This window comes from Rugamonas rivuli, assembly GCF_009380165.1.
Classification (GTDB): Bacteria; Pseudomonadota; Gammaproteobacteria; order Burkholderiales; family Burkholderiaceae_D; genus Rugamonas; species Rugamonas rivuli.
In genome coordinates, this window is record NZ_WHUF01000007.1 from 86011 (window position 1) to 104716 (window position 18706).

The 18706-nt window shown below is 67.1% G+C and carries 20 protein-coding genes and 1 riboswitch; of the genes, 5 read left to right on the top strand and 15 right to left on the bottom strand.

Annotated elements, in window-relative coordinates; translation table 11 throughout:
• Position 1 precedes the first annotated feature (1 nt).
• The 8 genes from GEV01_RS24150 to GEV01_RS24185 are packed head-to-tail and all read right to left on the bottom strand — an operon-like array spanning position 2 to position 6236.
• On the bottom strand, positions 2–1192 hold the full coding sequence (locus tag GEV01_RS24150; RefSeq protein ID WP_152808012.1) for a cobalt-precorrin-5B (C(1))-methyltransferase: 1191 nt from the start codon (positions 1190–1192) through the stop codon (positions 2–4).
• Positions 1189–1866, bottom strand: a complete 678-nt coding sequence (locus GEV01_RS24155; RefSeq protein WP_008443337.1) for a precorrin-8X methylmutase — start codon at positions 1864–1866, stop codon at positions 1189–1191. Before GEV01_RS24155 ends, GEV01_RS24150 begins: the two co-directional genes overlap by 4 nt.
• A complete protein-coding gene (locus tag GEV01_RS24160; protein WP_152808013.1) occupies positions 1863–2831 on the bottom strand; it encodes a sirohydrochlorin chelatase in 969 nt (322 codons plus the stop codon). The genes GEV01_RS24155 and GEV01_RS24160 overlap by 4 nt, the downstream gene beginning before the upstream one ends.
• Positions 2828–3622 carry a precorrin-4 C(11)-methyltransferase gene (gene cobM, locus GEV01_RS24165; protein ID WP_008443329.1) on the bottom strand — a complete coding sequence of 265 codons (795 nt, stop codon included), beginning with the start codon at positions 3620–3622 and terminating at the stop codon, positions 2828–2830. Before cobM ends, GEV01_RS24160 begins: the two co-directional genes overlap by 4 nt.
• A complete protein-coding gene (locus GEV01_RS24170) occupies positions 3619–4476 on the bottom strand; it encodes an energy-coupling factor ABC transporter ATP-binding protein (RefSeq protein ID WP_328595611.1) in 858 nt (285 codons plus the stop codon). The genes cobM and GEV01_RS24170 overlap by 4 nt, the downstream gene beginning before the upstream one ends.
• An 8-nt stretch (positions 4477–4484) precedes the next feature.
• Positions 4485–5219, bottom strand: a complete 735-nt coding sequence (gene cbiQ, locus GEV01_RS24175; protein WP_217428486.1) for a cobalt ECF transporter T component CbiQ — start codon at positions 5217–5219, stop codon at positions 4485–4487.
• Complete coding sequence (locus GEV01_RS24180; RefSeq protein ID WP_152808015.1) at positions 5209–5556, bottom strand: energy-coupling factor ABC transporter substrate-binding protein; 348 nt, start codon at positions 5554–5556, stop codon at positions 5209–5211. Before GEV01_RS24180 ends, cbiQ begins: the two co-directional genes overlap by 11 nt.
• Positions 5553–6236, bottom strand: coding sequence for an energy-coupling factor ABC transporter permease (locus tag GEV01_RS24185; protein WP_152808016.1), 684 nt, complete (start codon positions 6234–6236; stop codon positions 5553–5555). Before GEV01_RS24185 ends, GEV01_RS24180 begins: the two co-directional genes overlap by 4 nt.
• Before the next feature lie 116 nt (positions 6237–6352).
• Positions 6353–6545, bottom strand: a riboswitch (cobalamin riboswitch).
• A gap of 84 nt (positions 6546–6629) precedes the next feature.
• On the opposite strand from GEV01_RS24185, the gene cobA reads away from it, so the two are divergent.
• A complete protein-coding gene (gene cobA / locus GEV01_RS24190; RefSeq protein ID WP_152808017.1) occupies positions 6630–7349 on the top strand; it encodes a uroporphyrinogen-III C-methyltransferase in 720 nt (239 codons plus the stop codon).
• A gap of 1 nt (position 7350) precedes the next feature.
• Here the strand turns inward: cobA and map are convergent, their stop codons facing one another.
• Positions 7351–8118 (bottom strand): type I methionyl aminopeptidase, encoded by a 768-nt coding sequence (map, locus tag GEV01_RS24195; protein ID WP_152808018.1) that lies wholly within the window; start codon positions 8116–8118, stop codon positions 7351–7353.
• Complete coding sequence (locus tag GEV01_RS24200) at positions 8115–8327, bottom strand: ParD-like family protein (RefSeq protein WP_008443292.1); 213 nt, start codon at positions 8325–8327, stop codon at positions 8115–8117. Before GEV01_RS24200 ends, map begins: the two co-directional genes overlap by 4 nt.
• Positions 8328–8429: 102 nt before the next feature.
• Between GEV01_RS24200 and GEV01_RS24205 the strand changes: the two genes are divergently transcribed.
• Both GEV01_RS24205 and GEV01_RS24210 read left to right on the top strand, forming a co-directional pair.
• Entirely contained in the window at positions 8430–9182 is a 753-nt protein-coding gene (locus tag GEV01_RS24205; protein WP_152808019.1) for a hypothetical protein, read from the top strand.
• 4 nt (positions 9183–9186) lie between these two features.
• Positions 9187–10113 carry an AraC family transcriptional regulator gene (locus GEV01_RS24210; RefSeq protein ID WP_152808020.1) on the top strand — a complete coding sequence of 309 codons (927 nt, stop codon included), beginning with the start codon at positions 9187–9189 and terminating at the stop codon, positions 10111–10113.
• A 3-nt stretch (positions 10114–10116) separates the two neighbouring features.
• On the opposite strand, the gene GEV01_RS24215 is transcribed toward GEV01_RS24210, so the two are convergent.
• From GEV01_RS24215 to GEV01_RS24230, 4 genes are all read right to left on the bottom strand, one after another.
• Complete coding sequence (locus GEV01_RS24215; protein WP_175023201.1) at positions 10117–13353, bottom strand: S41 family peptidase; 3237 nt, start codon at positions 13351–13353, stop codon at positions 10117–10119.
• Between the two features lie 133 nt (positions 13354–13486).
• Entirely contained in the window at positions 13487–14368 is an 882-nt protein-coding gene (locus GEV01_RS24220) for an SDR family oxidoreductase (protein WP_152808022.1), read from the bottom strand.
• Positions 14369–14471: 103 nt separating this feature from the next.
• Positions 14472–15731 (bottom strand): gliding motility protein GldB-related protein, encoded by a 1260-nt coding sequence (locus GEV01_RS24225; RefSeq protein WP_152808023.1) that lies wholly within the window; start codon positions 15729–15731, stop codon positions 14472–14474.
• A gap of 10 nt (positions 15732–15741) precedes the next feature.
• Positions 15742–16479: a hypothetical protein gene (locus GEV01_RS24230; RefSeq protein WP_152808024.1), complete on the bottom strand. Its 738-nt coding sequence runs from the start codon at positions 16477–16479 to the stop codon at positions 15742–15744.
• Positions 16480–16588: 109 nt separating this feature from the next.
• Here GEV01_RS24230 and GEV01_RS24235 point away from each other — a divergent pair, with 109 nt between their 5' ends.
• Both GEV01_RS24235 and GEV01_RS24240 read left to right on the top strand, forming a co-directional pair.
• Positions 16589–17245: a response regulator gene (locus GEV01_RS24235; RefSeq protein ID WP_152808025.1), complete on the top strand. Its 657-nt coding sequence runs from the start codon at positions 16589–16591 to the stop codon at positions 17243–17245.
• A gap of 75 nt (positions 17246–17320) precedes the next feature.
• The gene (locus GEV01_RS24240) at positions 17321–17992 is read left to right on the top strand and encodes a TMEM175 family protein (RefSeq protein WP_152808026.1); all 672 of its coding nucleotides are present in this window, start codon (positions 17321–17323) and stop codon (positions 17990–17992) included.
• A gap of 11 nt (positions 17993–18003) precedes the next feature.
• On the opposite strand, the gene GEV01_RS24245 is transcribed toward GEV01_RS24240, so the two are convergent.
• Positions 18004–18684: a Fe2+-dependent dioxygenase gene (locus GEV01_RS24245; protein WP_008443280.1), complete on the bottom strand. Its 681-nt coding sequence runs from the start codon at positions 18682–18684 to the stop codon at positions 18004–18006.
• Positions 18685–18706 lie beyond the last annotated feature (22 nt).

Consider the following 18706-nt stretch of genomic DNA (forward strand, 5'->3'; position numbering starts at 1 on the left):
ATCAGGATTCCGGTAAGTGGTCGATGCCGGTGCGGCCGGCGCTGGCCGGGCGTTCGTGCGGTTCGGCGGGGGCCGACAAAACGTCGGCCACTTGCACGCCGCTGAAATCGCACACCAGCACGCGTATCTGGAAGGCGCGGCCGTAGCGGTCGGGCGCGGTCAGGGTATCGATGGCGGCTTGCGCCAGCGCTTGGTGGAAGGCGTCGCCTAGGCCGCGTTCGACCATCAGCTCCGCGCCGAAGCGCGCGGTTTCGGCGGCGGCCATGGCGGCGCAGTCTTCCGGCGTGGCGCCGATGCGGCGCGCGATCTCGGCCACCAGGTCGGTATCGACTTCGCTGCGGTTGGCGTGGGTGATGGTTTCGCCTTGCGCGATCTTGGTCAGTTTGCCGACCATCAGCGCCAGCACCACTAGGCCTATGCCTTGCGCCACCACTTCATCGAGCGCGTAGCGCAGGAAGTCGCCCATCTGCACGAAGCAGGCGGACGGCAGTTCGGGGCGCTCGGCGCGCAAGGCGGTCATGGCGAAGGTTTCGCTGCGCCCGCCCGTGGTCAGCGCGACCATGTCGTAGCCGGCGGTGGCGGCCACCTGCACGCCCTGCACCACGCTGGCGCGCCAGGCGGCCGTCGAATACGGCTTGACGATGCCGGTGGTGCCGAGAATGCTGATGCCTCCCAGGACGCCCAGGCGGGCGTTGGTGGTCTTCTTCGCCATCACCTGGCCGTCCGGCACGCTGATGGTGACTTCGATGCCGTCTTCGGCCAGCAGCGCGGGCGCGGCTTCGCGCAGGTTGTCGGCGATGTTACGGCGCGGGACCGGGTTGATGGCCGGCCCGCCCACTTCCAGGCCCAGGCCCTTCATGGTGACGGTGCCCACGCCGTCGCCCGCCACGTACGAAACCACGCCGGCTTCGCCCGGCAGCCGGCGCAGGTCGACCGTCATGTGGGCGCCGTCGGTGCAATCCGGATCGTCGCCGGCGAATTTGATGACCATCGCGTGCGCGTGATCCGGCCCGCAGCGGCCGTCGTGGATGGCAAAACGCACCCGGCTGCCGTTGGGCAGCAGGCTTTCGATTTCTTCCGGCACCTGGCCGTGGGCGAGGCCCAGCACCGCCGCGCGGGCGGCGGCGGCGGCACAGGCGCCGGTGGTGAAGCCGGTACGGGTGCCACGTTCGGCAGCCGTTTTTTCCTTCATGGCTGGGCCTTTTGACGGGCTTCGGCCAGCGACAGCAGCGCGTGCAGGGTGGCCACCACCAGCGTCGAACCGCCTTTGCGGCCGCGGATGACGATCCACGGCACGTCGTTCAGCGTGGCCATCAAGTCCTTGGATTCGGCGGCGGAGACGAATCCGACCGGCATGCCGACCACCAGCGCGGGGCGCGCACCTTCTTCGCGGATCAGGCGTACCAGTTCGATCAGCGCGGTGGGCGCGTTGCCGATGCCGACGATGGCCCGGTCCAGCAAGCCGAGTCGGTGCGCCTTGCGCATCGCCTGCACGGCGCGCGTGGTGTCTTCGGCCTTGGCCGTTTCGATGACGTCGGCGTCGCTGATGAACTGGTGGGTCTTCATGCCGAAGTGGCCCAGGCGCGGTTGCGACAGGCCGGAGCAGATCATCTCGACATCCGCCACGACGGGCGTGCCGCCGGCCAGCATGGCGTTGATGCCGGCTTCCACTGCGTCTGTATGGAAGTCGGTCAGGCCGTTGAAGTCGAAGTCCGCGTTGGCGTGGATCATGCGGCGCACGATGGGCCATTGGGCTTCGGTGTAGGCGTGCGGGCCGACTTCGGCGTCGATGATGGCGAAGCTGTCGTGCTCAATGACCTGGCCGGCGCGGGTCAGCTGCTCGGTGACGGTGTTCACTGTGCTCATGCTGGCTGGCCCTCGTGGTGGACGTGTTCGTGCGGGTGGCCGTGGTCATGGTCATGCGCGTGGTCGTGTCCGTGCTCGTGCCCATGATCGTGCGCCGGCGCGGCTGCGTGGTCGTGCGTGTGCGCGTGCGAATGGCCGTGGCCCAGGTCATGCGCGATCTCGCGATAGCTGCAACCGTCGCAAGGCAGGCGGCTATCGGGCACGCCGGCGCGCAGGTCTTCCACGCGCTGGTCCATCAGCTCGAAGATTTCGTTCTCAAAGCCGAAATGCTCGCCGCAGAAAAAACGCACTTGCGGATACTGGCCGCGCAGATGCTCCACCTGGCGGTGTATGCGCTGCATCAGCGTGCCGGTGTACAGGTAGTACGGCAGCACCACGACCTGGCGCATGCCCAGCAACACCTGGCGCTGCACCACCTTCTCCAGGCGCGGCCAGGTGATGCCGGTGAACGCCAGGTCGATCAGTTCGTGATCGCCCTCTTCCAGCAGCCAGCGCGCCATCTTGGCCATTTCGCCGTTGGCGCCACGGTCGGACGAACCGCGTCCCAGCACCACCACGCCGGTGGTGGTTGGATCTGGCATGTCCAGCGCGTTCATGCCCTTGCGTAGGCGGCGCTTCAGGATCGCCAGGATAGGGTCGCAAGCCGTCAGGTGCGGCGCCAGCATGATCTCGGTCTGCGGACAGGCCGCGCGTACCTGCTCGATCGCTTCCGGTATCTCCATCTTGACGTGGCCGGCCGCGTTCAGGATCAGTGGCACCACCAGCACGCGGCGCGAGCTGCGCGCTGCGCTCAGCAAGGCGGCGTTCATTTCGGGCGGTGCGAATTCGATGAAGCACAATTCGATGCGCCAGTCCGGCCGGCGCGCGCGCCATTGCTCGGTGAATTCGCGTATTTCCTGGTTGCCGGAGTCCTCGCGGGAACCGTGGCCGACAATCAGGATCGTCTCGTGGGGTACTGGGTTCATGCGCTCGCCTTTCTGAAACGATGGGTGAAGGTTGGGTCATACAATTTGGAGCGCGCCAGGGTTTCCCAGTGCAGCGCGCCCAATGTGGGGCTGGCGACGATCATCGCCTGGCTTGCGATACCGGCCTCCCGGCATCGCTGTTTGATGTCCGCCAGCGTGCCGCGGACGATTTTCTGTTCGCCCGGCCAGCTGGCCTTGTGCACCACCAGCATCGGCGAGTCTTCGGCCCAGCCGGCGCTGCGCAGCGCGGTTTCCACCTTGTGCATCAAGGTGATCGACAGGAAGATGCAGATCGTGGTGCGGTGCGCGGCCAGGCTGGCGAGGTCTTCGCCGTCCGGCATCGGCGTGCGGCCTTCGACGCGTGTGAGGATCACGGTTTGCGTCACTTCCGGCAGTGTCATGGATTCGCCGGCCGCCGCCATCGAGGCCATCGCCGACGAGACGCCCGGCACCACCGACCATTCGATGCCTGCGTCGCTCAATGGGCGCGCCAGCTCGATCAGCGCGCCGTACAGCGCGGGGTCGCCGGTTTGCAGGCGCACCACGGTGGCGTGGCTGCGCGCCTGTTCGATCAGCCATGCCGTCATCTCTTCCAGCGTCATGTCCTTGGAGTCGCGGATGGCGCAGCCGGGCGGCGCGTACAGCGTCACGGCGTGGTCGACCAGCGAGCCGGCGAACAGCACCGCGCCCGCTTGCGACAGCAGCTTCTGGCCTTTGACTGTGATGAGTTCCGGGTCGCCGGGGCCGGCGCCTACGAACCAGATTTTTCCGAAGGTGGTCATACCGGTCATGCGTTAATTGCTCCTGAAGGTTGTAGTGCGCGCAGCGCGTCCAGCAGCGCGTCGACGCTGCGTGGCGCGGGGCCTTGCGGCAGTACGCCGAGGGCGACCAGTTCCGCGTGCAGCGCCAATGCTGCCGGCGGCCGCTGGCCTGCTGCGCGCAGCATGTCGGTCTGCGTCGCCAGTTGTTGCGCGGAGCCGGAGGCGATGCAGCGGCCGGCCGCCATCACGTGGATGTCGTCGGCCCAGCGCAGCGCGAAGTCGATGTCGTGGGTGGACAGCAGCACTGTCACGCCGCGCGCGGCGAGGCGGTCCAGCAGTGCGGCCAGTTCGGTTTGCATGGGGGCGTCCAGGCCCGCCATGGGTTCGTCCAGCAGCAGCACGTCGGGTTCCATCGCCAGCACGCCGGCGATGCAGACTCGCTTCTTCTGGCCGAAGCTCAGTTGATGCACGGCGCGGCGCGCATGGCCGCGCAGGCCGACGGCGTCCAGCGCGGCGGCGACGCGGGCGCGCACTTCGGCGGCGTCCAGGCCGAGGTTCAGGGGGCCGAAGGAAACGTCTTCCTCGACCAGTGCGGAGAACAGTTGGCGGTCCGGGTTCTGGAACACCAGGCCCACGCGGCTGCGCAGTGCGGTGAGTCCCTGGCGGCTGTAGTCGAACGGTTGGCCGTCGACGCGCAGCGTGCCGGCGGTCGGGCGCAGCAAGCCGTTCAGGTGCTGTAGCACGGTGGTCTTGCCGGCGCCGTTTGCGCCCAGCAGCGCGTAGCGGCGGCCGCGTTGCAGCGACAGCGTGCAGTCGCGCAGGCCGGTGCTGCCATCCGGGTAGATGTGGTCGACGGCTTGCAGTTCCAGCTGTGGTGTGTTCACAGACGCGCTCACAGCCTATCTCCCACGGCGATTGCCAGCATCAGCGCGCCGGCCAGCGCGGCCCACGCCTGCTGGCGCCGCGCCAGCGGATGGACGGCGGGCAGGAAGCGCAGCGTGCCCTGGTAGGCGCGGGCGTCGGCGGCCATTTGCAGGGCGGCGGCGCGCTGCCATACCTGGACCGCCATCTGGCCCGCCAGCAGGCCGGTGGAGCGCCATGCTTGGCGCAAGTTGCGATAGCCGAGGCGCGCGCTCTGTGCGGTGATGCTTTCGTCCCAAGCCTGGCGCATGACGAATAGCATGCGGTAGCACAGCACCATCAGGTCGAGCAGCAGCTCGGGCGTGCGCAAGCGCCGCAGCAGGTTAAGCAGGTCCGGCAACGGCGTGGTGAGCACGAGGCCGAGCAGCGCGGCCAGCATGGCGAGCGAACGCAGGGCGGTATGTTCGATGGTCGGCAGCATGGCGGTGGTGAGGCCCCAGTGGCCATGGGCGTCGGGGCCGACCAGCATGGTCAGGCAGGACAGCAGCAGGAAGCCGAGCGGCGGCAGCGCCACTTGCAGGTAGGCGCGCGGATTCACGCGTGCACCGCACAGCGCGGCCAGCATCAGCAGCGCCGCCAGTGTGCCCAGTGCGGCGGGGCTGCGCGCCAGCCAGGCCGCGACGATGCCGGCCAGCGCAAACCACGCCTTGGCCGACGGCGCCACATCGCGCCAGCGGCTCGCGTACGCCGACGCCTCAATCAGCACGGCGATCCTGGGACGATACGGCCGCAGCCTCCCGGCGCGCGCGTTCGCGGGCGACGGACAGGCCTAGCCAGAAGCCGATCACGCCGGCGCCGATGGCCGCTTGCAGCGCAAACAGCAGCGAGGCGATTTCCGGGCTGGCCGGCGAGAAGACCGGCGCGAACCACGGCTGGTAGCCGGGCGCGATATCGCCGATGGCCCGCTGCGCACGGTCGTCGGCGCCGGCAAAGATCGCGGGTGCTTCAGCGCCAGGTGCCGCCGGCGGCGCGCTCACCAGCCATAGCGGCAGCACCGTCAGCAGAACGATCGCCAGCCATAGCAAACAGGTACGGGCCTTCATGCGTTTTCCTTCCGTGCGCCCAAGCGCATCACCGGCAGCGCGCGCAGTTCGTGGGCGTTGAAGCGCACCATGGCGTTCACCACCAGCACCGTCAGCAAGCCTTCGCTGATGGCGATAGGCACCTGCGTCAGCGCGAAGATGCCGGCAAACTTGAAGAACGATACGCCGAAGCCGCCCGCCGCAGCAGGAAACGCCAGCGCCAGTTGCGCCGAGGTGGTCACATATGTCGCCAGGTCGCCGAGGCTGGCGGCCAGGAACACCGCCACGGAACGCGACAGGCCCAGCGCCGACACGGCGCGCAGCACGCCGTAGGAAACGAACGGCCCGACGATGGCCATCGAGAACACGTTCGCGCCCAGCGTGGTCAAGCCGCCATGCGCCATCAGCAACGCCTGGAACAGCAGCACGACAAAGCCGACCGGCACCATCGCGGCGGGGCCGAACAGGGCGGCACCAAGCCCGACGCCGGTCGGATGCGAACAGCTGCCCGTCACCGACGGCAGCTTGAGCGCCGACAGCAGGAAGGCGAAGGCCGCAGCCACGCCCAGCAGCATGCGCCGCTCGGGATGGGCGTGCAGGTCGCGGCCGATGGCGCGCAAGCCCCAGGCCAGAAAAGGTAAGGAAACGGCTGCCCAGCCGAGCGCGTGCGCTGGCGGCAAAAAGCCTTCCATGATGTGCATTCGAAACCTCCCGTCGAATGGGCGATATGGACACCAAGGACAGGGGCAGGAGAGGACGGTCGACAGCAGCGGGGATGAAAAGCCGGTCGACAGCGGCTTCCCCTTACCCCGGAGAATGGTGCTGGACTTTTTGGGCCGGTATTCTGGCTCGCCTTCATCCTTCTCCGTGTCTTCCCGCGTGTTACGGCAGTGACGTGATGACGGAGTCGTCTGGCTTACAGCAGCGGGGGCTGCACCGGAATTGAACCGGTTTCCCGTTTAACGCCTATCCCCGCAGGGATTCGGCGCACCCAAGCGTCGCATCTTACACTAGGCCCCATAGCGTGCCAAGCGAAACCCAAACCGTGCGCTAGCCGGTATGATTCGCCCTGGAACATCACTCAAAGGATAGCAATGGCAGCGCTGGGAAAAGTCTATTTGATCGGAGCGGGACCGGGCGCGGCGGACCTGATCACCGTGCGCGGCGCGCGTCTGCTGGCGCAGGCCGAGGTCGTTTTGTATGACGCGCTGGTCACGCCGGAGATGCTGGCCCTGTGCCCGCAGGCCGAGCTGATTTCGGTCGGCAAGCGCTCCGGCCAGCGCTCGACCGCGCAGACCGTGATCAACCAGCAGCTGGTCGAATGCGCGCAGCGTTATCGGATGGTGGTGCGGCTCAAGGGCGGCGACCCGATGCTGTTCGGCCGCGCGGACGAGGAGCTGCGCGCGCTGGAAGCCGAGGGCATCGAGGTCGAAGTCGTACCCGGCATCACCACCGCGCTGGCCGCCGCCGCCGCCACCAGGCAGCCGCTGACGCGGCGCGGCGTGGCCCGTAGCGTGGCCTTCTTCACCTCCAGCACCGCGCCCGGCGAGCCGGATCATCCCGCGCTGCCGGCGACGGATACGCTGGTCCAATACATGGGCGGGCGCGAAGCGGTCGGCACCGCCACCCGTCTGCTGGCCGAGGGACGCCGTCCCGATCTGCCGGTGGTGGTGGTGGAAAACTGCAGCCGCGCCGACCAGCGCATCCTGCGCCTGACGCTGTCGGGCCTGGGCCAAGGACTTGATGCGGCGGAAGGGCCGGTGCTGGTGATGATCGGCGAGGCGCTGCAACTGCGCCAGCATCAGCCGGTGTGATTTAGTTCGGCGGTCTCTCTTCGGGACGCAGCGTCAGCACCTGCACGCCGTGCCGCGTCACCGCCACCGTGTGCTCGAACTGCGCGGACAACTTTCCATCCGTGGTGACGACGGTCCAGCCGTCGTCTTCGGTGTGCACGGTGCGGCGGCCCTGGTTGAGCATGGGCTCGATGGTGAACACCATCCCTTCCTGTAGCACCAGCCCGGTTTTCGGTTTGCCCCAATGCAGAACCTGGGGCGGCTCGTGCATTTCGCGGCCTATGCCGTGGCCGCAATATTCCTTCACCACCGTGTAGCCGGAGCGCCGCGCATGGCGTTCGATGGCGTGGCCCACATCGCCCAGCCTGGCGCCCGGACGCACAGTGCGAATGCCGTGCCACATGGCTTCGTAGGTGGTTTGCACCAGCCGCTTGGCCGATGCCGATACTTCGCCGACGAAGTAGGTCTTGCTGGAGTCGGCGATGAAGCCGTTCTTTTCCAGCGTGATGTCGAAGTTCACGATATCCCCGTCCCGCAGGATATCGCCGGCCGATGGAACGCCGTGGCACACCACGTGGTTGCGCGAGGAATTCAGCGCATAGGCATAGCCGTACTGCCCCTTGCTGGCCGGACGCGCTTTGAGTTCGTTCACGATGTAGCGGTCGACCAGATCATTCACTTCCATGGTCGACATGCCGATCAGGTTCAGCTTGTCCAGCTGGCCGAAGACGCTCGCCAGCAGCTTGCCCGATTCCGCCATCAAGGCGATTTCTTCCGGCCGCTTGGTCATGCGGCCGCCACCCGCAACGGCGGTATCTCGACCCCGGCGGCCCGCATCTCCCGCGCCACGATCTCGTTGAACGTCAGCGTGGGATGCATTTCGCTCAGCATGCCCATCTTGACCCAGAAGGCCGCCTGGGCGTTGATGGAGCGGCAGCCTACGGTGCTGGCCTTGCGGATCTGGTCGTGCAGATCGTCGTCAATGTTCACTATGCCCATGATTTATCCTATATACGAAACGTATATGGATTATATATTCGTGTTGCGGAGCCGCGCAAGTGACCATATAGTGTCGAGCGTTACGTTCTGATCTCTGTAGCCATGCCATCGACCAAACCTTACCTCCGACTCGTGACCATGCTGGCCTGCGCATGCTGGTCGATGTCCGCGCCCTGCCACGCCACGGAACCCGAGCCCGAGCCGGACGTCCAGCGCGTGATCGTGCGGGCGACCGGTGGTGCGCCGCTACGCTCGTACCAGCAGATGCTGGATGGCTTGAACGCGTTTGAAAAATACCAGTCGCATGCGCCGGACAGCCGGCGCCGCTTCCAGCTGGTGCCGCTGCAGGGGCGGGCGGCATTGAAGACCATCCGTCTCTCCATCGCCAGCGGCGACGAGATCACGCCGGTTGCGGTCGATGCCGATGGCCGCTTTGATTTGCCGCGCCTCGACCATCCCGAGCCTGACGCGCAACTGAAGCTCAGCCTGCGGTCCGACAGCGTGCGCTGGCGGCCGTATGTCCGCACGCCCGGGGTGCCGGCGGACCAGTTGCGATTGGGCGATCTGCGCATCGAATGCCGGGTGTTCGACGCGGTCGACGAGCGCAGCATGAGCTTCACGCAGCGCATGGGGCTGTCCCTGCTCGGCGGCGCCTGTGTCGGCAGCCGGGTGGACTTCTGGGCTCTGGCGCCGGCCAGGATCGATGGCGTCACCCTGGTTCACGGCAACCGCCGCGTGGCCTTGCCGCAGACGGCTATCGGCCGGAATGGCGAGACGTTTATCGCCCCGGTCAACGACGCCGGCTGGCCGGACGATACGCGCATCGAATTCAGCTTCGTTCCCGTTGCGCCTTAAGGCCATGGACCCACTCTCGGATGTACTGTCGTTGCTGAAACCGCGCAGCTATGTGTCCGCCGGCTTCGATGCGGGCGGCGACTGGTCCGTTCGTTTTTCACAGCAGCAGAACTTCATCAAATGCTGCACGGTGGTGTCCGGCCAGTGCTGGCTGGCGGTGGATGGCGTGCCGGAGCCCATGCACCTGAAGGCCGGCGATTGCTTCGTGCTGGGCAGCGGACGCACGTTCCGGCTGGCCAGCGACCTGTCCCTGCCCGCCATTGAATCCACGGCCGTGTTCTCGTCGGCGCAGGAAGGCGGCGTCGTCACGTACAACGGCGGCGGCGGTTTTTTCCTGGGTGGCAGCCGCTTCGCCGTCAATGGCGACCATGTGGGTATCTTGCTGGCCATGCTGCCGCCGGTCGTCCACTTATGGAAGGAAAGCGACCGCGCCGCGCTGCGCTGGGCGGTCGAGCGCATGGCGCAGGAGCTGCGCGAACGGCAGCCGGGCAACGACCTGGTGGTGCAGCAGCTGGCGCACATGATGCTGGTGCAGGCCTTGCGCCTCTACCTGTCCGACGAGCACGGCGAGCAGGCCGGCTGGCTGGGCGCCCTGGCCGACAAGCAGATCGGCGCGGCCATCAACGCTATCCACCACGATCCCGCGCAGCGCTGGACGCTGGCCGGGCTCGCCAGTGTGGCCGGCATGTCGCGCTCCATCTTCGCGCAGAAGTTCAAGCAGAAGGTCGGCACGCCGCCGATGGAATACCTGACCCGCTGGCGCATGCTGCTGGCCGCCGACCGGCTCGCCAATTCCAGCGCGCCGATTGCGCGCGTCGCGCTGTCGCTCGGCTACGAATCGGAGAGCGCTTTCGGCGCGGCGTTCAAGCGCGTCATGGGTGGTTCGCCGCGCCAGTACAGCCTGGAACGGCAAGCCGCAAGCCTCAGCTAGAGCTTAGAGGCTGGGCCCCGGCACATCGCCATCCTTGGGATACGACGGCAAGGCTGGCGGCGCAGGCGGCAGCACCGTCGGATGACGGTCCAGCGCATCGACCAGCATGCGGATGGCCGCTTCCAGCTGGGCGTCCTTGCCCGCCAGCGTCTCGCCCGGCACGTCGTTGACTTCCACGTCGGGATCGGTGCCGTGGTTCTCGATCAGCCAGCGGCTGTCCGGGCTGTACAGCGCATCCTTGGGGATCGCCAGGTAGCCGCCGTCGGCCAGTTCCATCGCACCGGTCACGCCGCGCACGCCGCCCCAGCTGCGCTGGCCGACGACCTTGCCGAGTCCGTAGTCGCGGAAGTAGTAGGCGAACTGGTCGCCGTCGGAACCGGTGAACTGGTTGGTCAGTGCCACCTTGGGGCCGATGATCTGCTGCGCCGGCAGCGTCTCGCGGCCGCCGGCGCGGTTCACGTACAGGCCCGCCACGTTGCGCCGCAAGCGCGCCAGGATCTGCTGGCTGGTGAAGCCGCCCAGGTTCCAGCGCACATCGAAGATCAGCGCCTGCTTGTCCATCTGCGGATAGAACTGGCGCACGAACTGCTCCGCGCCGGTCTGATGGAAGTCGCGCACGAAGACGTAGGCGACGCGCCCGCCGGACAGCTGCTCCACCTTGCGGCGGTTTTGTTCGATCATGTATTCCTCGCGCAGCGCCATCTCGCTCCTGACCGGATCGACCGTGACCTGGCGCGGCGTGCCGTCCGGCTTGTCGGCGACCAGCAAGTCCAGCTTGCCGTTCAGGCCTTCCAGCAGTTCGTCGGGCGTGTGCGGCGCGGCCAGCGGCTTGCCGTTGATCGCCAGCAGATAGTCGCCTTCCCGCACGTCGAGGCCGGGCTCGGCCAACGGACTGCGCAGCGATGGACGGGAGTTGTCGCCGGGGTAGATGCGCGCCAGGCGATAGCGGCCGCTGGCCGCGTCCAGCGCGTAGTCCGCACCCAGGCGCGGCGTCGCCGGCCTGTTAGGCGGCGGGCCGAAATCGCCGCTGCCGTAGACCATGTGCGAGGTCGCCAGTTCACCCTGGAGCTGGCCGATCAGGTAGTTCAGGTCGTCCCGCGAGCCGAGCAAGGGCAGCAGGCGCGCGTAGGCCTTGCGCACGGCCGGCCAGTCGATGCCGTTCATGGTGGGACTCAGATAGAAATCGCGGTCGAGGCGCCAGACCTTGTTGTACAGGGCTGCCCATTCTTCCTTGAGGTTGATGGTGGCCGTCATGCCCTTGAACGACAGCGCCTGGCTGTCGGCGGCGCCGGCCGCCGTGGCGATGGTCTTCCACTGGTCGCCCTGTTTTATCAGGACGCGGCGGCCGTCGCCGGACAGCTGGAACTGCTCCACATCCTGTTGCAGCACGCGGTCTTCGCCGCGCTGCATGTCGTACAGGTGCAGCGCGTTCTGCTGGCCCGGCAGCTCGCCGGCCACCAGCGGCATCGGCTGGCTGAGGTAGACCAGGTTCCCCTGCCGCACCGCCAGCCCCGAATAGTTGCCCGGCCCGACAGGTACGGGAACGGCGCGGCGCATCAGTCCATCGAAATCGATTTGTCCGTTCGCGGCCTTGCCGCTGCCGGCCGGCGCGGAGGCGCGCAGCGCGCGCACGGCGGACGGCGCATGCTGCTGCAAGGTGGTGACGTAGATGCCGTTCGGGTTGACGGTCGCAAACGCTTCCTCGCTGCTGGACGATACCGGCAGCTCATGGCGCGACGACAGGAAGTACAGGTACTGGCCATCCTCCGAGAAGGCCGGCTTCCAGTCGCTGTTCATGGGCGAGCTGATGACGTGGTCCCGCCCGGCTGCGATGTCGTACAGGTGGATGCCGCGCTGCTGGTTCTCGGCCTGGACGCTGTAGGCCAGCCAGCGGCCGTCGGGTGAAAACGCGGCGTCGTCGATCACGCGATGCAGGTCGTGCGCTACGTCGCGCAGTGTGCCGTCGGCTACGGTGAGCAGCCACAGGCGCTTGTCGCTGTCGGCGACGGCCAGCGTCTTGCCGTCCGGCGACCAGACCGGCGTGTAGTAGGCGCCGCGTGTGGAATGCGTCAGCAGCCGTTCCGCGCCGCCTTGCGCGGGACGCACGGCGACCTGCTGTTCGCCGTTGACGTCGGTGATGTAGGCCAGCAGCTTGCCGTCGGGCGAAAACGCCGGACGTTCTTCATCGGCGCCGCTGGTGGCGGTCAGCCTGGTCATGGCGTTCGCGCCGGTGGCCACCGCGAACAGATCGCCGCGCGCGGAAAACACGGCCGCGCCGCCGTCGGGCGCCAGGGCGAAGGCGGCGTCGCCCTCGCGGATAAAGCGGGAGGCGTCGACTTCCTGCAGCGGTGGGCTGGCATCGGCCGGCAGCGTCACGCGGATTTCGCGCAGCCGCTCCGTCGGCAGGTCCAGCGCATACAGCTTGCCGCCCTGCTGGAAGGTGATCTGCTGGCCGCCGAGCGCGGGAAAGTCGATATCGAAATCCGTGAAGAAGGTCAGCTGGCGCGACTTGCCGCTATCCTGGTCGTAGGCCCACAGGTTCATGCGGCGCTTGCTGTCGCTGTCGGACAGGTAGTAGATGCTGCGGCCGTACCACATCGGCGCCGTGTCGTTGCCCTTCCAGTGCGTGATCTGCCGGCTGGCGTGGGTGTCGAGGTCGTAGGTGTAGATGTCCTGCGCCAGGCCGCCGTCGTAGCGCTTGCGGGCGTCGAAATCGTTGAGCACCTGGGTGTAGGCGATGTGGCGCGCGTCCGCCGCGTAGCTCATCAGGCCGGCGTGCTCCATCGGCAGCGGCTGCGGCAGGCCGCCTTCACGCGGCACCAGGAACATGCGGTAGCCCTTCTGATTCCAGGCCTGCATGCGCGAGCCGAACACGATGTGGCGCGAGTCCGGCGTCCAGGTCACGACCATGTCGTCCTTCTGCTGGGCGTAGTTGGGATTGAAGGTCAGGCGGCGCGGCTCGCCGCCGGCGGCCGGCATCACGTAGACATCCTGGTGGCCGTCGCGCTGGGCGCTGAAGGCGATCCACTGGCCGTCCGGCGAAAAGCGCGGCATCACCGGCCGGGTGGCCTCCGGCGCCAGCTGGCTCGCCACGCCGCCGCTGCGCGCAACCTGCCACAGCTTGCCTTTGGCGACGAATACGATGCGCTCGGCGGATGCATGGGGGAAGCGCTTGAGCACATCGGCGGCCTGTGCGGTCGACATGCATAAGGCCAGGGCCAGGGTGGTACGCAATTTCATCGGGTGTCTCCAATTGTTCGGAGGCGCCATGGTAAAACGATTAAACCAGATGAATTATGCCGCGACGACGCACTGCAGTTTGGCGGGAATAGAATGCAAAAAAACCGTCGCGGCCGGCCCTGGCCCGATGCGATTATGCGAAATAATTCGCTTGCCGCAGGTCGGACAGCAGCTCCGTCTGCGCCGGCAACCATCCCAGCGTTTGCCGCGTCCACGCGCTGGACGAGGGAATATCCATCGCGGCAAAGTTTGCGAACCAGCCGAAATGGGCGGCGGCTTCTTCGACGCTCAGGCTGGCGACGGGCAGGCCCAGCTTGTCGCCGATGAGACCGGCGATGTCGCGGAAGGCCACGCCCTCCTCGGCGGCGGCGTGGTAGCGGCGGCCGCCTTCGCCCTGTTCCAGCGCCAGGCGGTAGAGTCGGGCCGCATCGAGCCGGTGCACGGCGGGCCAGCGGTTCAGCCCACCGTCGACCATGGCGGAGACGCCGGTCCGGCGTGCCGTCTCGATCAGGATGGGCACGAAGCCATGGTCGCCCGCGCCGTGCACCGACGGCGGCAGGCGCAGCACCGAGGCTTGCACCGCCCTGGCCCGCAGCGCATCGACCGCTTGCTCCGACGCGGCGCGTGGATGGCCGATGGGCGTCGACTCCTCGGTCGAGACGACGCCACGCGGCAGCACGCCCATGGCCGACGTCACGACCAGCGGCCGCGCGCTGCCTTCCAGCGCCGAGCCGAGGGCATCGATGACGCGGCGGTCCATTTCGCAGCTGGCCTGGAATTTCGAGAAGTCGTGGTTGAAGCCGGTGTGGATGACGCCGTCCGCTTGCGCGGCGCCTTGGCGCAGGGTGTCGACATCTTCCAGGTCGCCCCGGTGCGCCTGCGCGCCGGCGGCGGCCAGTGCCTGGGCGGAGGCGTCGGAGCGGGCCAGTCCGGTGACCTGGTGGCCCGCGGCGATCAGTTCTGCTACAACTGCGGAGCCGACGAATCCCGTCGCTCCGGTAACGAATACGCGCATCTTGCATTCCTTCCGTTTGATGAAAGAACACATGCTATGCCGCCGCCCGGCCACGGGCTATGCGTCGGCGTCCGTATTGTTGTCGCGATCGTCCGGGCCTGCTTCAGCGCGGGTTCTGGTAGCCGCTGTCGGCCAGCAGGCGTTCGAAATTCCTGGTGTTGAGGATCTCGGCGATGGCCTGCTTTTTGTCCTTGGCTTGCTGGTAGTAGGCCTGGCAGATGCGGAAGCCCATGAAGTAGCCGAGGTCGGCCGGACGCCCGGTGGCTTCGTCGGCGCCGCCGTACAGCCACTGGCTGGTGTCGCTGCCCTGCATGGCGGCGAAGAATTGCTGCTTCAGTTCGGCCTCGTGCGCGTAGCCGTAGGTGTAGATCTTCTGGTTGAAGTTGCCGTCGATGAGCAGCGATGTCATGAAATCGGCGCCGCCTTCCTTGATGGCGTGGCCCAGCAGGGTTTGCGGCATCAGGTTTTGCTGGAAGTGCATCAGCTCGTGCGTTACCAGCGACGGCAGGGCGTCGAAGGAGTTGATCGATTTCTTGTGCCAGCCCGTCAGTTCGTCGGTGGGCACGCCCGGCCCCAGGCCGAACATGTCGACGCCGATCAGCAGGCCGTCCGGCGAGGAGGTGCCGCCGCTGTTCATCGCGCCGATCAGGAAGTAGACGTCGGGGAAGGTGGCCTTGTCGTAGAGGCCCTTGAACTTGCGCATCGCGCCGCGCAGCGCGGGTTCGATGCGGCCGGTTTGCAGCGTCTGCGGGCGGATCGCCGCGTAGTACTTGGGCCGCTTGCTGATCGACGCGTACAGGTTGGCGCCGCTGCCGATGCGGTGCGGGATGAAGCCCTGCAGGCCGACGCTGCCGGCGTCCAGGTACTGCTGGTCGAGCAGCTGCGCCGGCGCGCTGGCGGCCGGCAGTTGCTCGAATACTTTCCAGAAGCGGTCGAGATCGCTGGTGATGAATTTGAACTGCTCGGGGCTCGCGTGCCCGGCCTGGTAGGCGGCTTCGTTGGCGGTGGCGCGCTGGACGATGGCCGGCCAGCGCGGGTTGCCGCGCAGCGGGGCCAGATCCGGATCCTCCGCGAGGTAGGCGGCCAGGCGCATGCCTTCGGCCACGCCGCGTTCCAGCGCGGCCAGCGCCTCGGCTTCGTTGCCGGCCTTGAGGTGGGCGGTGGCCAGGTCGTACATCAGCGTGGCGTCGCGATAGCCGCCGTCGCGCGCGGCGCGGTAGCCGCTGATCGCCGCCGCGTAGTCCTTTTTCTCCAGCGCGGTGGCGGCGGCGTTGGCCAGCTGGCGCGGCGATTGTTGCGCATAGGCGCAGGTCATGGTGGCGGACACGCAGACGGCCATGCCCAGCAGGGTGTTCAATTTCATCGGCTTACTCCTATTTTTTCTCTTGGACCGCTTCCGGATATTCGTGTTCGATTTCCTTGATGATCTCCGCGCCCAGCGTGGCGTAGTCGTTGTAGCGCTCGTATAGCTGCGGGAAGGTGATCTGCTTGCGCAGCAGGCGCTTGCCCTTGGGCGCGGTGATCAGGCGGTAGCGCTCGGCGAGGCTGTCTTCGCCCGTCAAACCGTTTTCGATGTAGGCGCGGAAGATCTCCTGGTTGGAGTGCCAGCCGCCTTCGGACGATTTGATGGCGGCGGTGTTGCGTTCGTACAGGTCCAGGATCTTGTCCAGCAGGGCTTCGTTCTCGATGTGGCCCAGCTTGCCGGAGGACTTGAACCCCTGATAGCGGCTGACCAGCGGATTGAAGAAGTAGTTGCTGTCGGCGCGCTGGTAGGCGGCGTCGAAGGTTTGCGGGTCGGGCGTGGCGCGCGGATCGAACTTGCCGAGGTAGACGAAGTTGGCGTCGTACTCATGGTGGGCCTGATTGAGCTCCTTGATCATGTCGAGGTCGCTGCCGATATCGTGCCGCAGGCCCAGCAGGAAGGCGCGCACCTGCTGCTGCTCGTGGCGGTGCTCGCCCAGGCTGTGCAGCCAGATGCTGAGGCTGACCGCGAAGACGATGGTGACGATCTCCAGCCCCATCTCGCCCAGCTTGTGGCGCCAGCCGTGTTCGCTCTTGCCCATCAGTTGCACCACTTTCTTGGTGTGCTTTGCTATTTCCTGTTCCGCCATGTCCATCCACAGTTGAAGAATTGAATAGCCGAAACTATAACGTATCGCGGCACCGGGGCGAACAAAAAACGATAGCTGGGCTTAAGGTTGGCGTCGTTATAATCGCCACATGCACATCTTGATCATCGAAGACGACCTGGACCTGGGATTCGCGCTGCAGCAGGCGCTGAAGGCGGACGGCATCAGCAGCGAGTGGCTGCGCCGCGTGGCCGACGCGCCGCTGCTGGCGGCCGACCTGCCCTACGATTGCGCGCTGCTGGACATCTCGCTGCCCGACGGCAGCGGCCTGGACCTGCTGCTGCGCTGGCGCCAGGCCGGCGTCGCGCTGCCCATCGTCATGATCACCGCGCGCTCGGCGCTGCACGACCGCCTGGCCGGGCTGGACGGCGGCGCCGACGATTTCATCATCAAGCCGTTTGCGATGGCCGAGCTGGTGTCGCGGCTGCGCGCGGTGCTGCGCCGCTACGCGCAGCAGGCCAGTCCGCTGTGGACCATCGGCGAGCTGCACATCGAGCCGCGCGGCTACAAGGCCTGGCTGGCCGGCGAGCTGCTGGATTTGTCGCCGCGCGAATTCCGCCTGATGCTGGAGCTGGCGCGCGAACCGGGCGTGGTGGTGCCCAAGGGCGCGCTGGCGCAGCGCCTGGAGCCGCTGGGCGACGCCCTCGACTTCGGCGTGATCGAAGTCCACGTCTCCAACCTGCGGCGCAAGATCGGCGCCCAGCGCATCCGCACCGTGCGCGGCGTCGGCTACATGCTGGCCGCCTGAGGCGGGCAGGCCGTTGTTGCAAACATTTTAATTTGCGGCAAGAATACGGCTCGTCCCCATCATCCTGGAGTACCTATGACCGACGTCAGCGCAGAGGGCCAGCCGCAGCTGAGCAAACACCGTATCGAAGCCCTGATCGATGGCATCTTTGCCGTCGCCATGACCCTGCTGGTGATCGAGCTGCGCCTGCCCGAGCATGCGCACCTGGACAGCGAGGCCGCGCTGCGCGGCGCGCTGTACGGCCTGATACCGAATCTGATTTCCTGGCTGATCAGCTTTTTCGTGCTGGCGATCTTCTGGATCGCCAACCACCGCCTGTTCAGCTATGTGCGCCACGCCGACCAGGGCTTGCTATGGCTGACCATCCTCGGCCTGGCCAGCGCCGCGCTGCTGCCGTTCGCGTCGGCGGTCAACGGCCAGTACGCGTCGATCACCGGGCAGGCGCTGTATTCGGGCGTGATGATCTGGCTCAGCGTGTCCACGCTGCTGCTGGCGCGCTACATCCACCGCCATCCCGGCCTGTGCGTGCATCCGATGTCGCTGGGCGTCTACCGCGCCACCATGGCGCGCAGCTTTGGCGTCATGCTGATCGCCGCGCTGGCCGTCGTCATCAGCTATGCGGCGCCGGGCAATGCCAACTTTGTGTTCGTGCTGATGTCCCTGATGCGTCCGCTGGGCGCGCGCATCGAGCGCCGTCATGCGCTGGCCAAGGCCAAGGCGGAAGCCGAGGCCGCAGTACAGGCCTGAGGCCTGAGGCCTCAGACCTCGCTCCACTGTCGCAGCAGGTTGTGGTAGTGGCCGGTCAGGCCGACCAGTTCCGGGCAGTCGCCCAGGCGCGCGCGCAGGCTCTGGATGTTCTGGTCCAGCTCCAGCAGCAGGCTGCGGCGCATATCGTCGCGCACCATGCTCTGGGTCCAGAAGAAGGAACAGACCCGCGCCCCGCGCGTGACCGGCATGACCCGGTGCACGCTGGTCGACGGATAGACGATCAAATCCCCGGCCGGCAATTTCACCTCATGTTCGCCATAGGCGTCGGTGACGATCAGCTCGCCGCCGTCGTAATCCTCGGGATCGCACAGGAACAGCGTCGACGAGACGTCGGTGCGCAGCCATTGCCCGCTGGACGCCACGCGCCGCAGCGCGCCGTCGACGTGGTCGCCGTAGTGCTCGCCGCCCGCATAGCTGTTGAACAGCGGCGGGCAGGTGCGCAGCGGCAGCGCGGCCGAGAAGAACAAGGGGCTGCGCGCCAGCGCCGCCAGCACTTCCGCCCCCAGTTCCTGCGCCAGCGCCGAGCCTTCGGCCAGCTGGCGGTTTTGCTTGACCTGCGCGCCCTGGGCGCCGACCGTGCTGCGGCCGTCGACCCAGTCGGTCTGGTCCAGGCGCTGGCGCATGGCGGCCACCTGTTCGCGGCTCAGTACGCCGGGAATGTGCAACATCATGATGATACTCCTTGCAAAAAAA

What these genes read in the sequence shown, in the direction of transcription:
- GEV01_RS24150 (WP_152808012.1), bottom strand. Translation starts at nt 1,192, where the DNA reads ATGAAGGAAAAAACGGCTGCCGAACGTGGCACCCGTACCGGCTTCACC.
- GEV01_RS24155 (WP_008443337.1), bottom strand. Translation starts at nt 1,866, where the DNA reads ATGAGCACAGTGAACACCGTCACCGAGCAGCTGACCCGCGCCGGCCAG.
- GEV01_RS24160 (WP_152808013.1), bottom strand. Translation starts at nt 2,831, where the DNA reads ATGAACCCAGTACCCCACGAGACGATCCTGATTGTCGGCCACGGTTCC.
- cobM (WP_008443329.1), bottom strand. Translation starts at nt 3,622, where the DNA reads ATGACCGGTATGACCACCTTCGGAAAAATCTGGTTCGTAGGCGCCGGC.
- GEV01_RS24180 (WP_152808015.1), bottom strand. Translation starts at nt 5,556, where the DNA reads ATGAAGGCCCGTACCTGTTTGCTATGGCTGGCGATCGTTCTGCTGACG.
- GEV01_RS24185 (WP_152808016.1), bottom strand. Translation starts at nt 6,236, where the DNA reads ATGCACATCATGGAAGGCTTTTTGCCGCCAGCGCACGCGCTCGGCTGG.
- cobA (WP_152808017.1), top strand. Translation starts at nt 6,630, where the DNA reads ATGGCAGCGCTGGGAAAAGTCTATTTGATCGGAGCGGGACCGGGCGCG.
- map (WP_152808018.1), bottom strand. Translation starts at nt 8,118, where the DNA reads ATGACCAAGCGGCCGGAAGAAATCGCCTTGATGGCGGAATCGGGCAAG.
- GEV01_RS24200 (WP_008443292.1), bottom strand. Translation starts at nt 8,327, where the DNA reads ATGGGCATAGTGAACATTGACGACGATCTGCACGACCAGATCCGCAAG.
- GEV01_RS24205 (WP_152808019.1), top strand. Translation starts at nt 8,430, where the DNA reads ATGCCATCGACCAAACCTTACCTCCGACTCGTGACCATGCTGGCCTGC.
- GEV01_RS24210 (WP_152808020.1), top strand. Translation starts at nt 9,187, where the DNA reads ATGGACCCACTCTCGGATGTACTGTCGTTGCTGAAACCGCGCAGCTAT.
- GEV01_RS24215 (WP_175023201.1), bottom strand. Translation starts at nt 13,353, where the DNA reads ATGAAATTGCGTACCACCCTGGCCCTGGCCTTATGCATGTCGACCGCA.
- GEV01_RS24220 (WP_152808022.1), bottom strand. Translation starts at nt 14,368, where the DNA reads ATGCGCGTATTCGTTACCGGAGCGACGGGATTCGTCGGCTCCGCAGTT.
- GEV01_RS24225 (WP_152808023.1), bottom strand. Translation starts at nt 15,731, where the DNA reads ATGAAATTGAACACCCTGCTGGGCATGGCCGTCTGCGTGTCCGCCACC.
- GEV01_RS24230 (WP_152808024.1), bottom strand. Translation starts at nt 16,479, where the DNA reads ATGGCGGAACAGGAAATAGCAAAGCACACCAAGAAAGTGGTGCAACTG.
- GEV01_RS24235 (WP_152808025.1), top strand. Translation starts at nt 16,589, where the DNA reads ATGCACATCTTGATCATCGAAGACGACCTGGACCTGGGATTCGCGCTG.
- GEV01_RS24240 (WP_152808026.1), top strand. Translation starts at nt 17,321, where the DNA reads ATGACCGACGTCAGCGCAGAGGGCCAGCCGCAGCTGAGCAAACACCGT.
- GEV01_RS24245 (WP_008443280.1), bottom strand. Translation starts at nt 18,684, where the DNA reads ATGATGTTGCACATTCCCGGCGTACTGAGCCGCGAACAGGTGGCCGCC.